28 protein-coding genes are annotated in these 15076 nt (G+C 59.8%); 3 read left to right on the forward strand and 25 right to left on the reverse strand.

Translation table 11 applies throughout. The features are described from left to right. Positions 1-36 precede the first annotated feature (36 nt). The 4 genes from APH33_RS02275 to APH33_RS02285 are packed head-to-tail and all read right to left on the reverse strand — an operon-like array spanning position 37 to position 1766. A complete protein-coding gene (locus tag APH33_RS02275) occupies positions 37-306 on the reverse strand; it encodes a hypothetical protein (protein ID WP_054883591.1) in 270 nt (89 codons plus the stop codon). Beyond that, positions 303-827, reverse strand: coding sequence for a hypothetical protein (locus APH33_RS27585; protein ID WP_256218580.1), 525 nt, complete (start codon positions 825-827; stop codon positions 303-305). The genes APH33_RS02275 and APH33_RS27585 overlap by 4 nt, the downstream gene beginning before the upstream one ends. Positions 828-876: 49 nt before the next feature. Beyond that, positions 877-1137 carry a hypothetical protein gene (locus APH33_RS26270; RefSeq protein WP_082433385.1) on the reverse strand — a complete coding sequence of 87 codons (261 nt, stop codon included), beginning with the start codon at positions 1135-1137 and terminating at the stop codon, positions 877-879. Further along, entirely contained in the window at positions 1068-1766 is a 699-nt protein-coding gene (locus APH33_RS02285) for a Lar family restriction alleviation protein (protein WP_177332333.1), read from the reverse strand. Before APH33_RS02285 ends, APH33_RS26270 begins: the two co-directional genes overlap by 70 nt. 45 nt (positions 1767-1811) lie before the next feature. On the opposite strand from APH33_RS02285, the gene APH33_RS02290 reads away from it, so the two are divergent. After that, a complete protein-coding gene (locus APH33_RS02290; RefSeq protein WP_054883593.1) occupies positions 1812-2342 on the forward strand; it encodes a hypothetical protein in 531 nt (176 codons plus the stop codon). Between the two features lie 67 nt (positions 2343-2409). Here the strand turns inward: APH33_RS02290 and APH33_RS02295 are convergent, their stop codons facing one another. The 21 genes from APH33_RS02295 to APH33_RS02385 all read right to left on the reverse strand — a co-directional run bounded on the left by APH33_RS02295 (position 2410) and on the right by APH33_RS02385 (position 14509). After that, a complete protein-coding gene (locus APH33_RS02295) occupies positions 2410-3033 on the reverse strand; it encodes a hypothetical protein (RefSeq protein WP_054883594.1) in 624 nt (207 codons plus the stop codon). Between the two features lie 363 nt (positions 3034-3396). Beyond that, positions 3397-3948, reverse strand: coding sequence for a hypothetical protein (locus APH33_RS02300; protein ID WP_054883595.1), 552 nt, complete (start codon positions 3946-3948; stop codon positions 3397-3399). Next, positions 3923-4288, reverse strand: a complete 366-nt coding sequence (locus tag APH33_RS02305) for a hypothetical protein (RefSeq protein ID WP_054883596.1) — start codon at positions 4286-4288, stop codon at positions 3923-3925. Before APH33_RS02305 ends, APH33_RS02300 begins: the two co-directional genes overlap by 26 nt. A gap of 249 nt (positions 4289-4537) precedes the next feature. After that, a complete protein-coding gene (locus APH33_RS02315) occupies positions 4538-5050 on the reverse strand; it encodes a hypothetical protein (protein WP_054883598.1) in 513 nt (170 codons plus the stop codon). Further along, on the reverse strand, positions 5047-5676 hold the full coding sequence (locus tag APH33_RS02320) for a lambda exonuclease family protein (protein WP_054883599.1): 630 nt from the start codon (positions 5674-5676) through the stop codon (positions 5047-5049). The genes APH33_RS02315 and APH33_RS02320 overlap by 4 nt, the downstream gene beginning before the upstream one ends. Next, the gene (locus APH33_RS02325; protein WP_054883600.1) at positions 5663-6607 is read right to left on the reverse strand and encodes a recombinase RecT; all 945 of its coding nucleotides are present in this window, start codon (positions 6605-6607) and stop codon (positions 5663-5665) included. The genes APH33_RS02320 and APH33_RS02325 overlap by 14 nt, the downstream gene beginning before the upstream one ends. Positions 6608-6614: 7 nt before the next feature. Continuing rightward, on the reverse strand, positions 6615-7739 hold the full coding sequence (locus tag APH33_RS02330) for a hypothetical protein (protein ID WP_054883601.1): 1125 nt from the start codon (positions 7737-7739) through the stop codon (positions 6615-6617). 292 nt (positions 7740-8031) lie between these two features. Then, positions 8032-8205: a hypothetical protein gene (locus APH33_RS27360; RefSeq protein WP_177332334.1), complete on the reverse strand. Its 174-nt coding sequence runs from the start codon at positions 8203-8205 to the stop codon at positions 8032-8034. Continuing rightward, a complete protein-coding gene (locus APH33_RS02335; protein ID WP_054883602.1) occupies positions 8202-8405 on the reverse strand; it encodes a hypothetical protein in 204 nt (67 codons plus the stop codon). Before APH33_RS02335 ends, APH33_RS27360 begins: the two co-directional genes overlap by 4 nt. After that, positions 8402-8821, reverse strand: coding sequence for a hypothetical protein (locus APH33_RS02340; RefSeq protein WP_054883603.1), 420 nt, complete (start codon positions 8819-8821; stop codon positions 8402-8404). The genes APH33_RS02335 and APH33_RS02340 overlap by 4 nt, the downstream gene beginning before the upstream one ends. A gap of 19 nt (positions 8822-8840) precedes the next feature. Further along, on the reverse strand, positions 8841-9152 hold the full coding sequence (locus tag APH33_RS02345; protein ID WP_054883604.1) for a hypothetical protein: 312 nt from the start codon (positions 9150-9152) through the stop codon (positions 8841-8843). Then, the gene (locus tag APH33_RS02350; protein ID WP_054883605.1) at positions 9149-9388 is read right to left on the reverse strand and encodes a hypothetical protein; all 240 of its coding nucleotides are present in this window, start codon (positions 9386-9388) and stop codon (positions 9149-9151) included. Before APH33_RS02350 ends, APH33_RS02345 begins: the two co-directional genes overlap by 4 nt. 184 nt (positions 9389-9572) lie before the next feature. Beyond that, a complete protein-coding gene (locus APH33_RS27105) occupies positions 9573-9737 on the reverse strand; it encodes a hypothetical protein (RefSeq protein ID WP_155950787.1) in 165 nt (54 codons plus the stop codon). 534 nt (positions 9738-10271) lie between these two features. Next, positions 10272-10454: a hypothetical protein gene (locus APH33_RS02355; RefSeq protein ID WP_054883606.1), complete on the reverse strand. Its 183-nt coding sequence runs from the start codon at positions 10452-10454 to the stop codon at positions 10272-10274. Positions 10455-10510: 56 nt separating this feature from the next. After that, positions 10511-10645: a hypothetical protein gene (locus APH33_RS27590; RefSeq protein WP_256127438.1), complete on the reverse strand. Its 135-nt coding sequence runs from the start codon at positions 10643-10645 to the stop codon at positions 10511-10513. A 489-nt stretch (positions 10646-11134) separates the two neighbouring features. Next, positions 11135-11398 carry a DUF1654 domain-containing protein gene (locus tag APH33_RS02360; RefSeq protein ID WP_256218581.1) on the reverse strand — a complete coding sequence of 88 codons (264 nt, stop codon included), beginning with the start codon at positions 11396-11398 and terminating at the stop codon, positions 11135-11137. A 148-nt stretch (positions 11399-11546) separates the two neighbouring features. Next, entirely contained in the window at positions 11547-11792 is a 246-nt protein-coding gene (locus APH33_RS02365; protein ID WP_047934811.1) for a hypothetical protein, read from the reverse strand. Positions 11793-11993: 201 nt separating this feature from the next. Next, positions 11994-12530, reverse strand: a complete 537-nt coding sequence (locus APH33_RS02370; RefSeq protein ID WP_082433391.1) for a PIN domain-containing protein — start codon at positions 12528-12530, stop codon at positions 11994-11996. Next, positions 12520-13356 (reverse strand): hypothetical protein, encoded by an 837-nt coding sequence (locus APH33_RS02375; RefSeq protein ID WP_054883608.1) that lies wholly within the window; start codon positions 13354-13356, stop codon positions 12520-12522. The genes APH33_RS02370 and APH33_RS02375 overlap by 11 nt, the downstream gene beginning before the upstream one ends. A 202-nt stretch (positions 13357-13558) precedes the next feature. Beyond that, the gene (locus APH33_RS02380) at positions 13559-13813 is read right to left on the reverse strand and encodes a prophage PssSM-02 (protein ID WP_047934733.1); all 255 of its coding nucleotides are present in this window, start codon (positions 13811-13813) and stop codon (positions 13559-13561) included. A gap of 9 nt (positions 13814-13822) precedes the next feature. Beyond that, positions 13823-14509 (reverse strand): LexA family transcriptional regulator, encoded by a 687-nt coding sequence (locus APH33_RS02385; RefSeq protein WP_012273062.1) that lies wholly within the window; start codon positions 14507-14509, stop codon positions 13823-13825. A gap of 99 nt (positions 14510-14608) precedes the next feature. On the opposite strand from APH33_RS02385, the gene APH33_RS02390 reads away from it, so the two are divergent. After that, on the forward strand, positions 14609-14833 hold the full coding sequence (locus APH33_RS02390; protein ID WP_054883609.1) for a hypothetical protein: 225 nt from the start codon (positions 14609-14611) through the stop codon (positions 14831-14833). A gap of 27 nt (positions 14834-14860) precedes the next feature. Further along, positions 14861-15052 (forward strand): hypothetical protein, encoded by a 192-nt coding sequence (locus APH33_RS02395; RefSeq protein ID WP_012053015.1) that lies wholly within the window; start codon positions 14861-14863, stop codon positions 15050-15052. Positions 15053-15076: the final 24 nt, after the last annotated feature.

Raw genomic sequence — 15076 nt, forward strand, 5'->3', positions numbered from 1 at the left:
CTGCATCGAAGGGCGCGACGTTCCAATCAGTGTCCGTCACAGCTCATACCTCTCATCAATCCAGCGCCCAGGCGCCAGTGCGGGTGTAGGTTCGGGTTGGGTTTCGTGCGGGGAGAGCTGGCGCTCGTTGCCAGCCACTTGCGGCAGCCAGACCTTCACGCAGCTGATGGCGTTGTTGCCCAGCGAGTTCATGACGTAGCAGACGACACCTCGCGGCTTGTCCTCGAAGGACGACACCCCTGGCGGCAGTTCGGTTGCTCTGGCGCCGGTGGCCAGCAGCAGGAGGCAGAGGGCGAGGCGGGTCATTTGCGCAGCCCCTCGTCCGGGTCCAGCCCGTAACGCCGGCACAGCGCTTGGGCTACACCTGAGCCGCAGACAAATGCGTCCATCATGAGCACCCAGCGCGGGGTCTTCTGCCTTCTGGTTCCGCTGACGCACCGGACCGCAGTGCCGATGAGGTCATCTTCCGTGTATTCGCACCCCGCCAGCGTGATGGTGCGGCTGGTGTTCTTCTGTTGCTCAATCTGCTGGCGCAGGCTGCGGATCTCTTCAACCATGGCCAGCACCACGGCAGGCCGGGCGGCGCGGTAGTGCGCCTCCGCGTGAATGTGCGGTTCGCCAATCCCGTAGAACTGGACGCCCAGCGCTTGGCCGTCGTAGTTCAGGTAGTCGGCGGTCAGCTCCACGGAGCCCTCGCCGCCGCAGGTCTGGCATTCGATCCAGCCGTCTTCACTGCTGGCGACCTGGGCGCTGTCGAAGTCCTGCGGCGTGGCAGCCTTGGCCGCGGCCTCGATCGCGTCGAGGTCCAACTCAATTGTTTCGGGCACGGGGATTCCTTGGCCGCCATATCGCGGCAGTGAATAGAGGGGAGAGGGGTTACAGCTTGGGAGTACAAATGTTCTCTTGCGGGGCTGAATCCACCGAGCGCATGAAGGCTGCCATGTCGCCCATCTGCTCGACGATGAAGCGCTCTTCATCAGCGGCGGCAGCGATGATCCTTTCTCGGCGCTTCTTGCAGAGCAGGCAATCGACTTCGGCCCAGTCGCCTGACAGCTCGGAGGATTCCCCTAGCCAGGTGCCGCAGGGTGCTTGCTCAACGTCTTCCAGGTCGGTGAATGGTGCGAAGTGCGTCTCCACGACTTCGCCTCAGGCTCTGCGCTGGCGGATAGGGCAGTCCGAGCCTTCTGGATCGCCGCCCACTCGTAATCACTGCGGCCCACGCCGTCGTCGATGAACTCGAGCACTTCGCGCAGCAGCGCATCCCGCTCAGTCAGCTTGGCGTGTGAGGCGCGCAGCTGAGCGGCCAAAGTCTGCCGTGCGTCATTGTGCGAGGCAGACTCTTTGCGCAGCCGCTCAACCTCGCCAGGATCGGCTGGCGCTGGGTGGGTGTAGACGGGTTGCCAGCTATCACCGTCGCCGAGCGTGTCGCCTGGCACGTTCATGATCATGCACGCATCGCCGTCATAGTCAGGCTCGCCATTGCGGAAACGAACCCACGCCACCGGCTCGCCCTGGTGCTGCTCGGCTCTCGCATTCCATAGCTCGACCGCCTTGTCGCGGCCTGGCTGCTCCTCACCTTCATCCTGCGCCACGCCCACCGGACCACGGGCCAGGCAGGCCTCCTGCGGACCGGTCAGGCCTTGGCAGATCACCACTGAAGCGTCGCTGTCTAGGCGCTCGATGAGGAAGTCCTGCTGGCCGCAGAAGGGGCAGGGCAGCAGTTCGCTGGCCATCTCTGTGTTGCTGGATCGGCTTTCTGTGGGCATGGGGATATCTCCTCGATACAATTTCTGCTCCAAAGAGGAGAGAACATGGACAGGAATGAGCATTTAGGTTGGCTTCTAAACGACCTTATCTACGACTTGGTCACGCCGTCTAGAGTTGTCCGGGACTACTTGACTGGCGCAGATGTCGACCCGCGCACCGGCTTGGCCTTTGGGGTGCTCAGGATGAGCAAAATCGCAGCGATACTCTCTTTAACTAAGCTTCACGATGTTCTAAAGGACTACGGGAAGGAGATCAGGGAGTACCCAGAAAGCATTCGCGCACAAGTGAAAATGTTCCGCGCATTCGCTGACGAAAAAGAGTTGGTACGGATCCGTAACAAGTTCGTAGCGCACAACTTTGACGATTTTGAATCTTCGTCCTATGCCGAGGGCAATAGGCTTCTCACCGCTATGTTTGGAGAGACGCTTGCGGATCATCTTGAATTTTTTGAATGGATACATCCCGAAAACTCTGATGAAACGTATGAGCAATACCATCCCTCGCATCTGGTCACGCGAATGAGGGACCACGCAAAAACTCTCGTGGATATGAAGCCGCGTCTCGGTCCGAGGTAAGCGTATCGTCTAGCCCGGGTGGCGTGCTTTGCCGAAACGGGAAGGCGCTGGTGGCAGCGCGGGAGGGTCACGGGCAGTTGTTCGCGCCGCAGTTCTGGCAGTCGCTGAGGAATCGGCCGTCCCAGCTGATGAAGCGTCCGCAGCCGTGGCAGTTGAGCGGCCTCTGCCATAGCTTGCATTGCTTCCTAGGCACCGCCATCTGGATACCGGTACCGCGCAGGGCCTCTTTGATATTCACGTCCCGCTTGTGCACCAGGCGCCGGGCCTTGGCTTCGAGGTAAGCCACTGGCCAGATCACTGCCTCCTCTGGCGTGTTGTCGATCGCCTGGGCAGCCTCAAGAGTGAGGCGGTGGGCCTTCTCGAATCGGTATGTGTGGCCTATTGGCCACCTGGCCAAGGCAATGTCATTACCGTTCCAGTGTCCAGGGATCTGCAAGACAACTGTGCATCCCGGTGTCAGCTGGTCGCGGGCCTCGTCCAGGCTGATGTACTGGTGGTCGACGCCGAGATGTGCGCGGGCATCGACATAGTCTTTTGGCCAGGGAATGTCTGTTTCCCGGTGGCCACAGGCCTGCTCTTGGGTGAACAGCTCGGCTTTGTCGAGGTTGGTGGTGTAGCCGCCGCCCAAGGCCCAGAACATGAGGCCCTCGCCGACATGGCTGCGGCTGTCCTGCAGGTAGAACTGGCTCATGGCTTTCTCCATGCATGCGCCGCCCTCCGTGGCCGGATGCGGCATGGTGGCAATTTGGTTTGGGATGCGGTAATACGGGTGACCGGCATGGGCCGGGCCATGGAGGTGCTGGATTGAAGAGGTTTCTGGTATTGGCAGCGCTGCTGCTTCCGTTTGTAGCTCAAGCTGAATCTGTAGAGGACAAGTATCCAGGCGATTGGAACTGGGAATACAACACCGCAATCTCCTCATCGTTGGCTCAAGCCAAGGTAAAGGGCTGCGGCATCATCAGATACAGAGTCAGCAGGGATAGCAGTAGCGAATTCCTGGTTTACTGCTCAAACGACAATGAGAACTGGAAGGCCTACCTAGTCTGGCCGAACATCAACAAAGTTCTTGGTCCATACCAGCCAGACCCCTCATTGCCTTAGGTTGGATAACCTCATCCCCCGGATCCTGCTGAAGCATCAGCATGCTCTTCCGATCGAAGGCCAGGGCCAGGCGCGGTGAGATTCTGATTTCATGCCGCGGTGGGGTGAGAAACTTCGCCGCGTGCAGCCTGCCCAGGGCGTGAATGCCGTGGATCAGCGCCTCAATCATCTGGCTGTATGTGGCATCTGCCCAGCCGCATATGGCCCGCAGGTGCTGGCCGGTTCGCCGCCTGGCTGAAAGTCGCAGCGGCTCAATCCGCGCCACAGAACGGTGACCTTCGATTTCGTGGCGCGCGATCCTGAACAGAGCGTGGTGCCCGAGCGCTTCGACGTGATGAATCATCAGCGTCAGCGCCTCGCCCTGTTCCTCGATCCCGGCCCACTCCATCAGCTCAAGCAGTGTTTGCTTAGTCCCTGGCCGAACCTTCAAGCGCAGGTCTTCTTCCTGTAGACGCTCGGCCTTGGCGCGGCGCTTCTCGTCACGCTGCTGCTGCGTCAGAGCCATCATCGCCTCCATTGCGCACAAAGCTGGTGCCCGACCCGATGTCGAGCAGGTCGCACACTCGGTTGATGATCTTGAGCGCGGCGTCGAACACCTTGTCGTCGTCCGGCTCGCGGGCGAGGCGCTTCATGTTCGGCTGATGCTCCAGGCAGACTTTGTCGACCAAGCGCCGTGCCAGCCTGCGCAGGTGATCGGCGCTGTCGTGCTCACGCAGGCTCAAGGCAAAGGCCAGGGCCACATCATCAGGCCGGTACTGGCCGCCGCTGCGGGTGTTGTACAGCTTCTTGACCGGCCGATTCATCCAGGCCGGGAGGGTTACGACTCCAGAGGATGCTTTCTGCATTTCGATGCTCCGTGAGGCCGCTGGGCGGCAGGTGGAACTGTTCTTGCCGCCGGCGCTGGCGGACCAGGTTGTTGATGCGCCTCATGGATGGCACACCTCAATCGGCGTTTTCTTCGTCGATCCGGAAGGCATGACCACTAACAAACGCTTGCTGCCTCGGTACACGCCCCAAGGCTGGCCGGTGGATCTAGCCATGGCCGCCGCGTACTTCACGGCTGGCACTGGCTGGGTGATAGTGGCGATCATGTACTACCCCCGGTGCCGCTGAAGCGGAAAGTTGATCCCGAATGCAGCCAGGATTCGCTCAAGCTTGCGATTACCGATCCCGAGTACTGCAGTTGCCCGGCAGCGGGACATACCCTCATCGCGCAAGGCAATGATCCGCTCTGCCAGCTCCCGATCGGCAGCCTCTTGAGCGGCGGCGTTTTTCACTGGCTGCGCCTGGCGTGGCGGCTTGCAGAACCTGAATCCTTCGCGAGCGGCTACGCCCCAAAGCGCTCCCTTGGTCTCGCCAAGGAGTTTTGCCACCTCGCCACAGGTCATGGTCTTGGCAAGCTCGGCGATCCGTGCGGCGCGAGTCCTGGCGCGGCTCTGCTGCGGGTGTTCCGACTTATGCGCAGTAGGCTTTGTCCGCTTCGGCTTGGGCTCGGGGTGCTTGCGCTGCGGCAGTGGCCGGTAGGTGAAGCCCTCCAGCACGATCAGCTGGCCGCCAGACGCGAAGAAGGCCGCTTTGGCGGCCTCCAGGTCGATAGATTGGTTCATGCTGCCTCCTTCATTCGCTCGCGCATCTCCTTCTCCAGGTCGCTGAGCTCTTCCAGAAACGCCTTGATCTCTGACTCCATCTCGCGGATGCGCTTGAAGTCGCGCTCGAAGCGGTGGCATACGTACTGAAGCTGCTCAGGCAAGCGGTCGTCGTAGCTGACGAAGTCTGCCCAGGCCCTGCCGGTGCAGGCCATCTGGGCCAGCATCTGCCACTCGTACTGCGGGTCGTGGCGCTCAGACTGCATGGTGGCGATGTGGGTCGCAGTGTTCGGGCACTTGATCTCCAGCACGCCATCGTCGCCTACCAGACCATCCGGTGACGCACCAAAGCCAGCAATTGTCGGGTGCATGACCAGGCCGGTTTCGACCACCATCAGGCCTTTGTCGGCCTCGTAGGCCATGCAGGCAAACGGTTCGAGCTCGACGCCGCGCTGCACGGCAGCATTTCGGGAAAGGTCGGCGCCGCCAGACTGGCCGGTGAGGCGCTCGCAGAGAAGCTCCATCATGTAATTTTTGCGGGCGGCAGATGGTGCGCCGCCCCGGCCGCTGGCCATCACATCCTTCACTCGACTCGCGGTGACGCAGCCAAGGCGTGCTGCGAACCATTCAGCGCTACGCTGCTCCATCTAACACCTCCTCAGATTCGCCTTCGATGGGCGCCGCCTCTGCCTTGATGGCGTCGGCGCGCTTGGTGACCTCGGCCTTGAAGCGGGCATGGCCGGTTGCATCCTTTGCCTGCTTCATGGCCGCAGTACCCTGCTGGTACACATCGGTCAGTGCCTCAAGGCTGCCGGCCTTCTGTGCCAATGCGATCCAGCTGTTCGCCATCTCGGGATCGGTGGGTGCCGAGCCGGCTACGCTGGCCAGACCCTCACCCCCGTCCGTGTTCAAGTGGTGAATCGCTTGTTCAAGGCGCTCGGTCTTCGGCCAGTACTTGTAGCCACGCTTCACCACGGTCTTCTTTGCCATCTCGCCCGGGTCGGTGACCCAAGGGCAGGATTTGTTCTTGCTGACCCAGGCCTTCCAGGCGCTCGATCTATCCCGGATGGCGTTCACATCCTCGATGCTCATGGTTTCGGTCAGGTAATCGCCGTCGGCGGTCTTGACCACCACGTACACGCCGATCACCTCACCGCGATCCTTGGCGAACGGGTTGTAGGAATGGGTCGGAGGCTTGTCGAAGCCGTTTAGGCTGAAAGCATCGGCGGCGTAGACCAGTTCTGCCTGGGCCCAGCGTATGGCGCCGGTCGACATGGCCAGGTCCATCAAGCCGATGTAGCTGATGTCCAGACAGATGCGGCCGTCTCGCGGAACCAGGTAGGCCTGCTTCTTGGCCGGGTTCAGGCTGATTCCAATGGCGGCGATGTTGGTGATCGCGTTGGCCACCGACTGCCTGTTCTGCATTGCCACCTTGGTGGCGTACTCGCTCGAGGTGATGACCTGGATGGCGAATTCGGCCTCGCGTTCGAAGTTAAGCGAGCGGTCGGTCAGCACATTGGCGAACTGGTTTCGCTGCGCGTAGATGTCCTGCGAGATTATGGCTACTGCCTGGCTCATGGCGACCTCAGTAGGAAATGGCGATGTTCGGAATCTTGCGCTGGGCGATCAGGGTGATGGCCTGCTTGGCGCATTCCTCGGTCATGCCGCCGGAGACGAAGGCGTCCAAGGCGGCGCGGTTGATGCTGGCGCGGTGCGCCTTGTCGCGCTCGCGGGCTTCTTGCTGACGGAGGATCTCGGCGGCTGCGGCATCGGCACGGCGGCGCTCTTCCTGGCGCGCATGCTCAGCGGCTTGCTCTTGCCGGCGGGCGGCGTCTTGGCGCTCCTGTTCCATCCGCTGCTCAGTGGCTACGCGGTCGGCTTCGGCCTGAACCCGGGCACGTTCGGCTTGCTCGGCCTGCAACTTGAGCTGGAGGCGCTGGTTCTCGGCTTCGCGCTCTTGTGCGGCGGCCTGGTCAATCAGTTCCTGTTCGCGGCGGGCTGCCGCTTCGCGTTCTGCTTGTTGCTGCTGGGCCACGCGCTGACGCTCAGCTTCGACGGCGGCCTCCTGGGCTGCCCGAATGCGATCCTGCTCGGCGCACTCTTCTGCTTCGCGGCGCAGACGGGCCAGTTCGGCTTGCTCAGCTTCGAACTGCTCGCGCTTCTGGAGCGCTGCCCGCAGGGTGGAAAGCACCTTGTCCTTGGTGTTGGCCGCCTCGGCCTCGAACTCTTCCCAGTGAGCGCCAAGCTGCATGCCTTCAGCCTCGGCGATCAGGCCTTTGATGTGCAGAGAGCTCAGCTCACCAAGGTCATCGGCCAGGGTCTTTAGCCAGTTCAGGCGGTCGTTGTGGCGATCAATCCGCGCATCCTCTGCGGCTTCCCATTCGGTGAGCGGCCGGCGTGTCTCGTCCCGCAGCGTGTCCATCTTGGTCACGAACTCGCGCAGTTCGGCCTCGACCACCTTCGGCATTTCCTTGAGCCGGCGAAGGTAGTCGCGGCCCGGTTTCTCGACAGCGGCCTTCGACTTGCTGACCTTGGCGGCAAGGCTGGCGATGCGCTCGCGTCCCTTGCGGGTGGTCAGATCGGGGACTTCGCCTTCGATCTCGCCCTTCACCAGTTCGATGAATTGCTGCAGGCCTCCGGCCACGTAGATGGCCGGGGCGTTCGCCTCGCTGATCTCTTCGATCGTGATCAGTTTCTGTTCTGCGAACATTGGAAAACCTCGCGCCTGGCCGGCGCCGTCAGTTGAAAGGGAAAATGCCAGGTCACCCAGGCACGGAGGTACGCTCCAGGCCCTGGCTGCGGTGGATGGTTGCGCGCTCTCGCCGCTTACGCTCCCGAGGGGGGTACGGTTATCCGCAGTGCGGCCCGCCGGGCTCGGGTGCGTGTGATTCAGGAAGTGATGCTGCCCGCCAATGCGCTGGCCAGCATGAAGAAGGTGCAGGCGAAGAGCATGGAGAAGGAGCCGCGCCAGATGACCAAGCGGCGGGCGCGTTGGTAGCGGGTCATGGCCGAGGCCTGGCACTGATCGGCCGGCACTTCAGCCAGTCAGCCTTGATCGGGTAGGGCAGGTCTGCGACACGCATCCCTACCGGGAATTGGACGGTGCCGCGCACCTGAGCGGCCTTCACCTCTTCGACCTGTTCGTCGATCAGCGATTTAAAGATTGGCGTAGTCATGCAGCCTCCTTGCGCCGTTCGGCAATCCGCCGGATGCGCTCGCAGAAGTGTTTGAACTCGTTGGAGTCGATGGCCAGAAGGGAGAAGTAGGCGACCACCAAGGTTTCGGCCTTGGCGTCTTCCACCGGACCTGAGCCCGGCAGAAGCATTGTTTCAATGGCGCCGTCGATAGCGCTGACCGCGATGCTGTGAGGGCTCATTCCGCATCCTCGGCCTGGGCCAGCACTCCTTCTTTCGCGAAGGGCGAGAGCAGCGTGCGGGCGATCTCCTGCAGCATGGCGTCAGGGTTTGGCACGTTCATGGCCTCGTTTGCCGCTGATGCTGCCTCGCTGCTGGACTTACACCGCGCGGCAAGTATCAGGCGGCCCAGCACAGAGTTACTGATTCCTGACTGGCCAATCTGGCCCATCACGAACTCATCAACCGCCTGGGCGAAGCGCTCGTAGGTCACGCCACGCTGCCGGAAGTTGCGCTGGAACACGAAGTCACGGCGCGCCATCAGCTCGGCAATGCCGTCGTCGATCCAGCGCGCCTCAGCTTCCTCAGCCGCGCTTTCGCTCACCGCCGGCGGCAACTGGTTGTCGTACTGCCATTGTGCTGCTCGAAGTGCGCCCATGGTCGCCTCCAGTCGTGGTTTACTTGATAACGATTGATGCCAGGTAGGCGCGCCACTCAAGGACGCGCTTTTCAGCAGCATCAAGTTCGGCGCCAAGGGCCTTAAGCGCTCCAAGGTGGATCATTTCCCTACCTCGGATCAGCGTTCCTTGATAGGTTCGGCTGTCGCACTCCGAAACCGCTACCGTCACGCCGTTGACTGTCACCGAATAGCCGCGCTGACCGCAGTGTCCGCGAACAGCAGCGAGCCGCTCGACCGCGAGCTTGTGGGCGGCCTCAGCCTTCTCCAGCGATTGCGCCGCACTCATGACCGCATCCGTGTATTGGCTCATGCTGCCTCCGGGTGCTTCTCACCGCAGAACATGCAGTAGTTGCCGAGCACGTTGATGGTTGCTTTGGCTTTCACTTCCTTGCCTTTGGCGGTGGTTCTGGTGCCGACGATCTCGCATTCCGCATATTGGCGCCCGGCCGGGATCAGCATGTAACCCTGCAGGGTCGCCTTGGCGCCGGTGATTTCCGGATGACGATCTGCTGCTGCCTTTTCGAATTTCTGTCTGCAATCGCACATAGGTGAGTCCTCTGGACCGCATTGGCCAGGAGCCAGGCGCGGGTGACCAAACCCACCGTGAAAGGTGGCCTGGCGCCTGCCGATGCGGTCGTATGTGAAGGGAAGGGGTGCAGGCGCCCGGCGCTGCCCGGGATGCGTCGAGTCTGGCCAGCTGATGCCCTCGGACTCGCCTGCAAAAAGGGTGTTACTGGTCAGCCTTGAGGTGGGCGATTGCCACCCGGTAGGCCGCTGCGTTGTCACGCTCAAGCTTGGCTTGCTCGTGATTACCCTCGGCCTCGTTGATCGGCGCGTTGGTTTCGCAAACCTGAGCGCTGACCTCCAGCTGGGCGATAGCTGCTGCGTGTTTCATGGGGTTCTCCTGATGATGCGGGGTGCATCGGACTGGGCTCGTGAAGGCTGGGCAATCGACCGGTTATCAGCGTCGAGGTGGCCACCCCGCTGTTTGCTTGCAGCTCATCCGAGCCCAGTCCGATGAACCCTGCGATGGGGAGCAGGGCATCGGGCAGTTAACGTCAGGCGGACGTGGCGCTGGTTGTTCTGATCATCACCGCCATGGGTATCCGGGGTACGGCTCGCCAGAGAGAATGTATTCCGCCTGACCAGCCAGCTTCTCCCAGAGGGCTTTCAGGCGCTTCCTACCAGCTTTTGTCTCTTGGTCGGGGATCACTGTTTTGGCAAGCGCGATACCGCATTCTTCGCTACAGCAGCTGAAGCCGTGACCCCATGAGGTACTCCACATGCGAGCTCCGCCCCATTCGTCTTTTGCGTCTTTTGCACCGCACTGAGGGCAGTCGTGGGCAAGTCGGTACTGTATATGGCGCATATCGATAGCCTCGGTTGATTTCCCGTCTGGCCCTGTCGCCAAGGCCAGCCAGTGAAATCGTCAGCCTTCTCGGCTCATTTGCTCGTGACTGGCGTGCTCTTCGCTGCAAAACGGCAGGTTCTCGCTCATGGATGCCCGCCTGCCACGGTCAAAGCCGATGAAGTGGATGGTTCGGTAGATCGGCTTCTCTACCGGCTGGTAGCAGCGGGCGCATTTCACTGGCGCTTGGGGTTGTTGAGTCATGACGGTTCTCCGGTTGATTTCCCAGCAGCCACTCTTGGAAATGGCTGCGAGCGAAATCACCAGGAGCGCGGGCGGTGCATCAGCTCAAGGATCAGCGCCTTCTCGTAACCGGGGACGAGGCAGTTGCATGTGTTGTTGATGCGGTCGGACTTCACGGCGACGCGGGCTTTGCGGAATTGCTTGCGGTTCATGTCGTGTTCCTCCAGTGGATTCCCAAAGCACCCGGTCGCCCAGGTGCTTCAGTGAATCTCGTGGTGCGCCGCGACCCGCTACTGGCGTCGGTCGCTGGCTCAAATCGAATGTCGTGTTGACCGATGCGCCGGCATGCCGGGCGCTACAGCTCAACGGGTGTTCCAGGTCGCTGTTACCCGCCACCTGCGACTGGGCGATGATTTCTTTCCATACGTTTTCTGGTTTGGGCTGCCAGGGCTATCCGATACAGCGCAGCAGGGTGGGAGTCGCCCACGCCCGGTGCGTTAGTCGTTTCGCTGGCTGGCAGCCTTTCTGCGATTGGGTTGTTAAAGAGCGGTTAGGCTTGAGGGCCTCCCGAGGGGCTGTGTAGCGCCGCCCGGTGATGTGAACATTAGGCATTCCTTCTTTTCTCGTCAATAGGTATTCCTAACTTTTTTCGCTCAGGCACAAAAAAGCCCACTCTAGGTGGGCAAAGAGGGATGCTGAAATCAGTCTTCCTTGGATATGACCCAGCTCAGCCGGACGGAGCCGTCCTCGCACGGAGCGATGGTCACATTGTCGTTCTCGGCCACCTCGTCAAGGAAGCGCTCCCAATCTTCCTGGGCCTCATAGTCGGCCTTGGCTAGGATGACGGAGCGTGAGCTTTGAGCTGCTGGGGAATTGACGATCTTCTGGATGCGGGCGCCCATCAGCTCGTATCGCGTAGGCGGGGTAGGGGCTTGGGACTTGGATGCTGTCTTGGTTTTGGCCACGGTGAAAACTCCATTAGCTGTATGGATGTACAGTAAATAATGTGGAGGTCAGTGGCAATACTGGATAGAGCACATTTGTACTCTTTTGGTGGGCAGGCATAAAAAAGCCCACCGAAGTGGGCAGAGAGGGATCTTTAGCCTGGTCAGCTCAATCTGTTTCGTCGCTCTGGCCTTCGGGTTTCCACCTAGCGATTAGGTCCACCAGCAGCTCGGCTATGGCGTCGCTGTTATCCGAAAGCACTTCAAGATGCTCGCTTATCCGCTCGGACGTATCAGTCGACCCCCGCTGGTCGATCCAGATTCCAATCTCCTCGATTGCAGCGCCGAGAGCATTGATGTTTTGGTTTAGTCGGCTGAGCAGGGCTGGGGTCGGATCGTCTGGAAGGTCGGTCATGGCGTTTCCTCGTGCTGATGAGGAGAGCCTAGCAGGCAAAGAAAAGCCCGCACTGCTATGCGGGCTAACGTAGGGAAATCGGATGAGCCTTCACTGTGCAGGGTAGGGCGTGAAAAAAGCGTGAAGGCATGAAAAAGCCCGCCGAAGCGGGTCGCGCAGATGCGACAAGCCAGGCGCGGGCCGCACTTCTCAGAAGGAGAGCTACAGCAAGTCGGTCCCGATCATGCCAAGACTAGGACGCATGATGCTTACTGGGTGCAGTCCTGGTACCGGATAGAACGATGATACGGCGGTCATGGCGAGCTCTTGCTTCCGTGCCTTCGTTTTGCTGTCCAGCGTCACCAATAAGTCTGAATGCAGTATCATCGCGGAGGTTACATGAATGGCATCTGCCGGGCTCACAAGATACTCCGTACTTCCCGCGCCCTTTCCTGATAGATAGCAATGCTTCCGCAGGGATGCAGCTTGGCGAGCGACTGCCTCATTTGCCATAACGAGCTGGAAGTTACTCCTGCGCAGCATGAGCTCAAATTTATCTCTCCCTTCGTCTGTAATGTTGGAGGATAAAACCTCCATGACGCCTATGGTTGATGTAGCGAGAATAATATCGCCCCTATCAAAGGCACCAGCTTGTGATGTAAGGGATTCGAGCACTCCCTTCCCATGCCCGCTTTCAGATTTAAGCAATGCCAAGAACGCTGATGTATCCCAATATACAATAGACCGCTTACCAGCCACTACGCAGCTCCCTTACATAATCTTCAGCATCCTGCTCCCCACCGATCTCCGGCTCGGACCCTGCTAGGCCGGCCAGGGTAGGCAGATCGGAATCTTTAGGGTGTATCTCAATGGTCGTGACCTTAATTTCGTAAGGCCAAAAATCGTCGCCGTAGTACTTAAGCTCGCCCTCAACGGTAGCCGTGTTCTCTACTGCAGCGGCGGCCTGGGAAAGCAACTTAGATGTAAATGTGCACTTTATTTCCATACCCCCCACTGGGGGGACAATCTTGAAGTAAAGCTGATTGTTGATTCCAGAATAACGTTTGACCGTTCCTTTGAAGCTGCCAATCTCTCTTCTCGTATCTGGAAGAGCTTGCTCAAAAGCCTTGGCCGCCGCCTCGTCGAACTTTATTACTTTCAGACCGGGGCCATCGATCCATATTCTGGAAAACCTCTCTCCAACGCCGCTAGCTAACTTTCTCAGGTGGCCGATTAGCTTTGCTTTGTCAGAGGTTACAGCCTCGGTGTTGGCACGGACGCTGATTATGAAGCGAGCCAATTCGTCCATGATGCTGCCCGCATTTACTGCGCTATCAGCATGGTCTATCCCGCGAAGCCCGATCATCGCCGGGCTGCTATGGCTCAGTTCGCTCACCACAAAATCTACCTTCGTGTGTGCTCCGCTGGCCATCAGGCTCTCGGTTTCGGCAAGCGCCGCCTTGAGGCAGGAAAGCTTATCAATGAACGAGCCAAGGCGGACGTCACCGCCGAGCTCATCTATTCCTTCCATGTGCAGTCGCAAGACCTTCTCAGGCACGACTAGCTTTTCAATTGCTCTATCCATAATCAATGCTGCCGCGTGTGCATGAGCCCTAAATATTTATCTTACATGGGGGCGATGCAAGTTTTGGTTTTTGCTGCCAAACGGATTGCTCCATCACTCCTCTCGGCACCCTGCCGAAGCTACTCTTTCGCCCGAAGTATCCGCCCCACCATCACCTCATCCCCATACCCCACCAACCGATCCTCCCCAGCCCGGCGGATCCTCACTCTGGCACCTCGCAAGGTGTCTTTACCCGGACAATTAGCCCCAGGTGGGTTTCCTCTGCATATCCGGCAAGCCTTTCCTCGGCGTCCTGAAAGGACCGGCACATCCTCAGTACGGCTTGAGCATCTGGGTCATTCCCGGACAGGCTGATGCGCTCAGCAATCCGTTTCAGCTCGACGGCTGACCACTTGAGGTCAGATGCAAGGCCTTGAAGGTCGCGGCGGAGTTCTTGGTTGGGTTTGGTTAGCGTCATGGCCGCGCCCTACAGGAATACCGATTTGGGCATTTTGCCGTCGACGACCGTGCCAACGATCTCCCATGCGTCATCAACAGCTCTGGTCGGGTACGCCGAGTTCAGAGGCTTCAGGTATAGCTCCCCAGCATCGCGAACAAGCTGTTTGAAAGTCGCTTCGTTGGTGCTGGTCATCCTAGCTACGACAAACTGCCCCGGCCTTGGCTCAATGTCTGGAGCTATCAGAATCAGGAAGCCCTCAGGGAATGACGGACTTCCCGAAGACAATGTCATCGAGTCGCCAATCACCCTTAGCCAGAAGGCGTCCTCGCCAGCCCATACGTCAGACGTGTGCTGAGGGCATAGAGCTATGTTACCCATCTCGACCGCCTCCCTAGCGATACCGGCCTGAACCCAACTGATTTCGGGGTAGGAGAAGGATCTTGTGGGCTGCAAAGCGGCTTCCACATTTGAGCTCTCTACTTCGCCAGATGGCGATTTTTTCATTGCCCCCCTTCCGGTTGCCAGCCACTTGGGTGTAACGCCCAAGTGCTCAGCGGCAAGGAGCAGGTTTTGCCCCTCGATAGTTTTGGTCTTGCCCGAAAGCCAATCATTCACCGAGGGCGCCGTGATTCCACAGGCGCGGGCTAGTGAGGCCTGCGTGATTTTCGGTGGGCCAGCCATGACCTGGCGCAAACGCTCTTGAAGTGTGCTCATTAGGACAGCCTAACACCTGGCATCTAAGGTATTCCTATTGACCTAAATAAAAGGTATGCCTAATATCACTACCTAAGATTCCAGCCGGAGAACCCAGGCATGAACCCCAGCGCAATTATCGAAGCTCTGGGCGGGACATTTCGCGTAGCCGAGCTGTGCGAGGTACGCCCGCCATCGGTGAGCGATTGGAAAAAGCACGGCATTCCTCGTGCCCGAATGATGTTCCTGCGCGTAGCTCGCCCGGACGTCTTCAAGGCCCTGGAGGAAGAAGCCCAGGAAGACGCTTCCCAGCCCAGCGCTAGCGCAAAGAAAACTGCTGCTTAACCACTTTCAACCACAAAGGAACCAACCGTGTCGTACTTCGACCCCGACCACCTGCACAACAAGCCCACCAAGGTTCGCTTGGATGAGGCTGCCGACGATCTGCTCTCGGCCATGGCTCGATTCAAGCGCACCCAAAAGGCCGTTCTCGCCAGGGAAATTCTGGAGCGCGGTCTCGACCAGATGATGCAAGAGCTTAACGCGAAGACTGACGTGGCCTGAAGTGGCCGAGGAGGCCCTGTGCCA

It is taken from the genome of Pseudomonas sp. NBRC 111130 (assembly GCF_001320485.1).
Classification (GTDB): domain Bacteria; phylum Pseudomonadota; class Gammaproteobacteria; order Pseudomonadales; family Pseudomonadaceae; genus Aquipseudomonas; species Aquipseudomonas vlassakiae.

Excerpts from the sequence above, each read along its gene's own strand:
- APH33_RS02335 (WP_054883602.1), bottom strand. The coding sequence starts at position 8,405 with ATGAGCCCTCACAGCATCGCGGTCAGCGCTATCGACGGCGCCATTGAA.
- APH33_RS27590 (WP_256127438.1), bottom strand. The coding sequence starts at position 10,645 with ATGAACCGCAAGCAATTCCGCAAAGCCCGCGTCGCCGTGAAGTCCGAC.
- APH33_RS02290 (WP_054883593.1), top strand. The coding sequence starts at position 1,812 with ATGGACAGGAATGAGCATTTAGGTTGGCTTCTAAACGACCTTATCTAC.
- APH33_RS02355 (WP_054883606.1), bottom strand. The coding sequence starts at position 10,454 with ATGACTCAACAACCCCAAGCGCCAGTGAAATGCGCCCGCTGCTACCAG.
- APH33_RS02380 (WP_047934733.1), bottom strand. The coding sequence starts at position 13,813 with ATGACGCTAACCAAACCCAACCAAGAACTCCGCCGCGACCTTCAAGGC.
- APH33_RS02385 (WP_012273062.1), bottom strand. The coding sequence starts at position 14,509 with ATGAGCACACTTCAAGAGCGTTTGCGCCAGGTCATGGCTGGCCCACCG.
- APH33_RS02325 (WP_054883600.1), bottom strand. The coding sequence starts at position 6,607 with ATGAGCCAGGCAGTAGCCATAATCTCGCAGGACATCTACGCGCAGCGA.
- APH33_RS02340 (WP_054883603.1), bottom strand. The coding sequence starts at position 8,821 with ATGGGCGCACTTCGAGCAGCACAATGGCAGTACGACAACCAGTTGCCG.
- APH33_RS27105 (WP_155950787.1), bottom strand. The coding sequence starts at position 9,737 with ATGAAACACGCAGCAGCTATCGCCCAGCTGGAGGTCAGCGCTCAGGTT.
- APH33_RS02305 (WP_054883596.1), bottom strand. The coding sequence starts at position 4,288 with ATGCAGAAAGCATCCTCTGGAGTCGTAACCCTCCCGGCCTGGATGAAT.
- APH33_RS27360 (WP_177332334.1), bottom strand. The coding sequence starts at position 8,205 with ATGACTACGCCAATCTTTAAATCGCTGATCGACGAACAGGTCGAAGAG.
- APH33_RS02345 (WP_054883604.1), bottom strand. The coding sequence starts at position 9,152 with ATGAGCCAATACACGGATGCGGTCATGAGTGCGGCGCAATCGCTGGAG.
- APH33_RS02315 (WP_054883598.1), bottom strand. The coding sequence starts at position 5,050 with ATGAACCAATCTATCGACCTGGAGGCCGCCAAAGCGGCCTTCTTCGCG.
- APH33_RS02365 (WP_047934811.1), bottom strand. The coding sequence starts at position 11,792 with ATGACCGACCTTCCAGACGATCCGACCCCAGCCCTGCTCAGCCGACTA.
- APH33_RS02275 (WP_054883591.1), bottom strand. The coding sequence starts at position 306 with ATGACCCGCCTCGCCCTCTGCCTCCTGCTGCTGGCCACCGGCGCCAGA.
- APH33_RS02285 (WP_177332333.1), bottom strand. The coding sequence starts at position 1,766 with ATGCCCACAGAAAGCCGATCCAGCAACACAGAGATGGCCAGCGAACTG.
- APH33_RS02375 (WP_054883608.1), bottom strand. The coding sequence starts at position 13,356 with ATGGATAGAGCAATTGAAAAGCTAGTCGTGCCTGAGAAGGTCTTGCGA.
- APH33_RS02350 (WP_054883605.1), bottom strand. The coding sequence starts at position 9,388 with ATGTGCGATTGCAGACAGAAATTCGAAAAGGCAGCAGCAGATCGTCAT.
- APH33_RS02320 (WP_054883599.1), bottom strand. The coding sequence starts at position 5,676 with ATGGAGCAGCGTAGCGCTGAATGGTTCGCAGCACGCCTTGGCTGCGTC.
- APH33_RS02330 (WP_054883601.1), bottom strand. The coding sequence starts at position 7,739 with ATGTTCGCAGAACAGAAACTGATCACGATCGAAGAGATCAGCGAGGCG.
- APH33_RS02300 (WP_054883595.1), bottom strand. The coding sequence starts at position 3,948 with ATGGCTCTGACGCAGCAGCAGCGTGACGAGAAGCGCCGCGCCAAGGCC.
- APH33_RS02295 (WP_054883594.1), bottom strand. The coding sequence starts at position 3,033 with ATGAGCCAGTTCTACCTGCAGGACAGCCGCAGCCATGTCGGCGAGGGC.
- APH33_RS02390 (WP_054883609.1), top strand. The coding sequence starts at position 14,609 with ATGAACCCCAGCGCAATTATCGAAGCTCTGGGCGGGACATTTCGCGTA.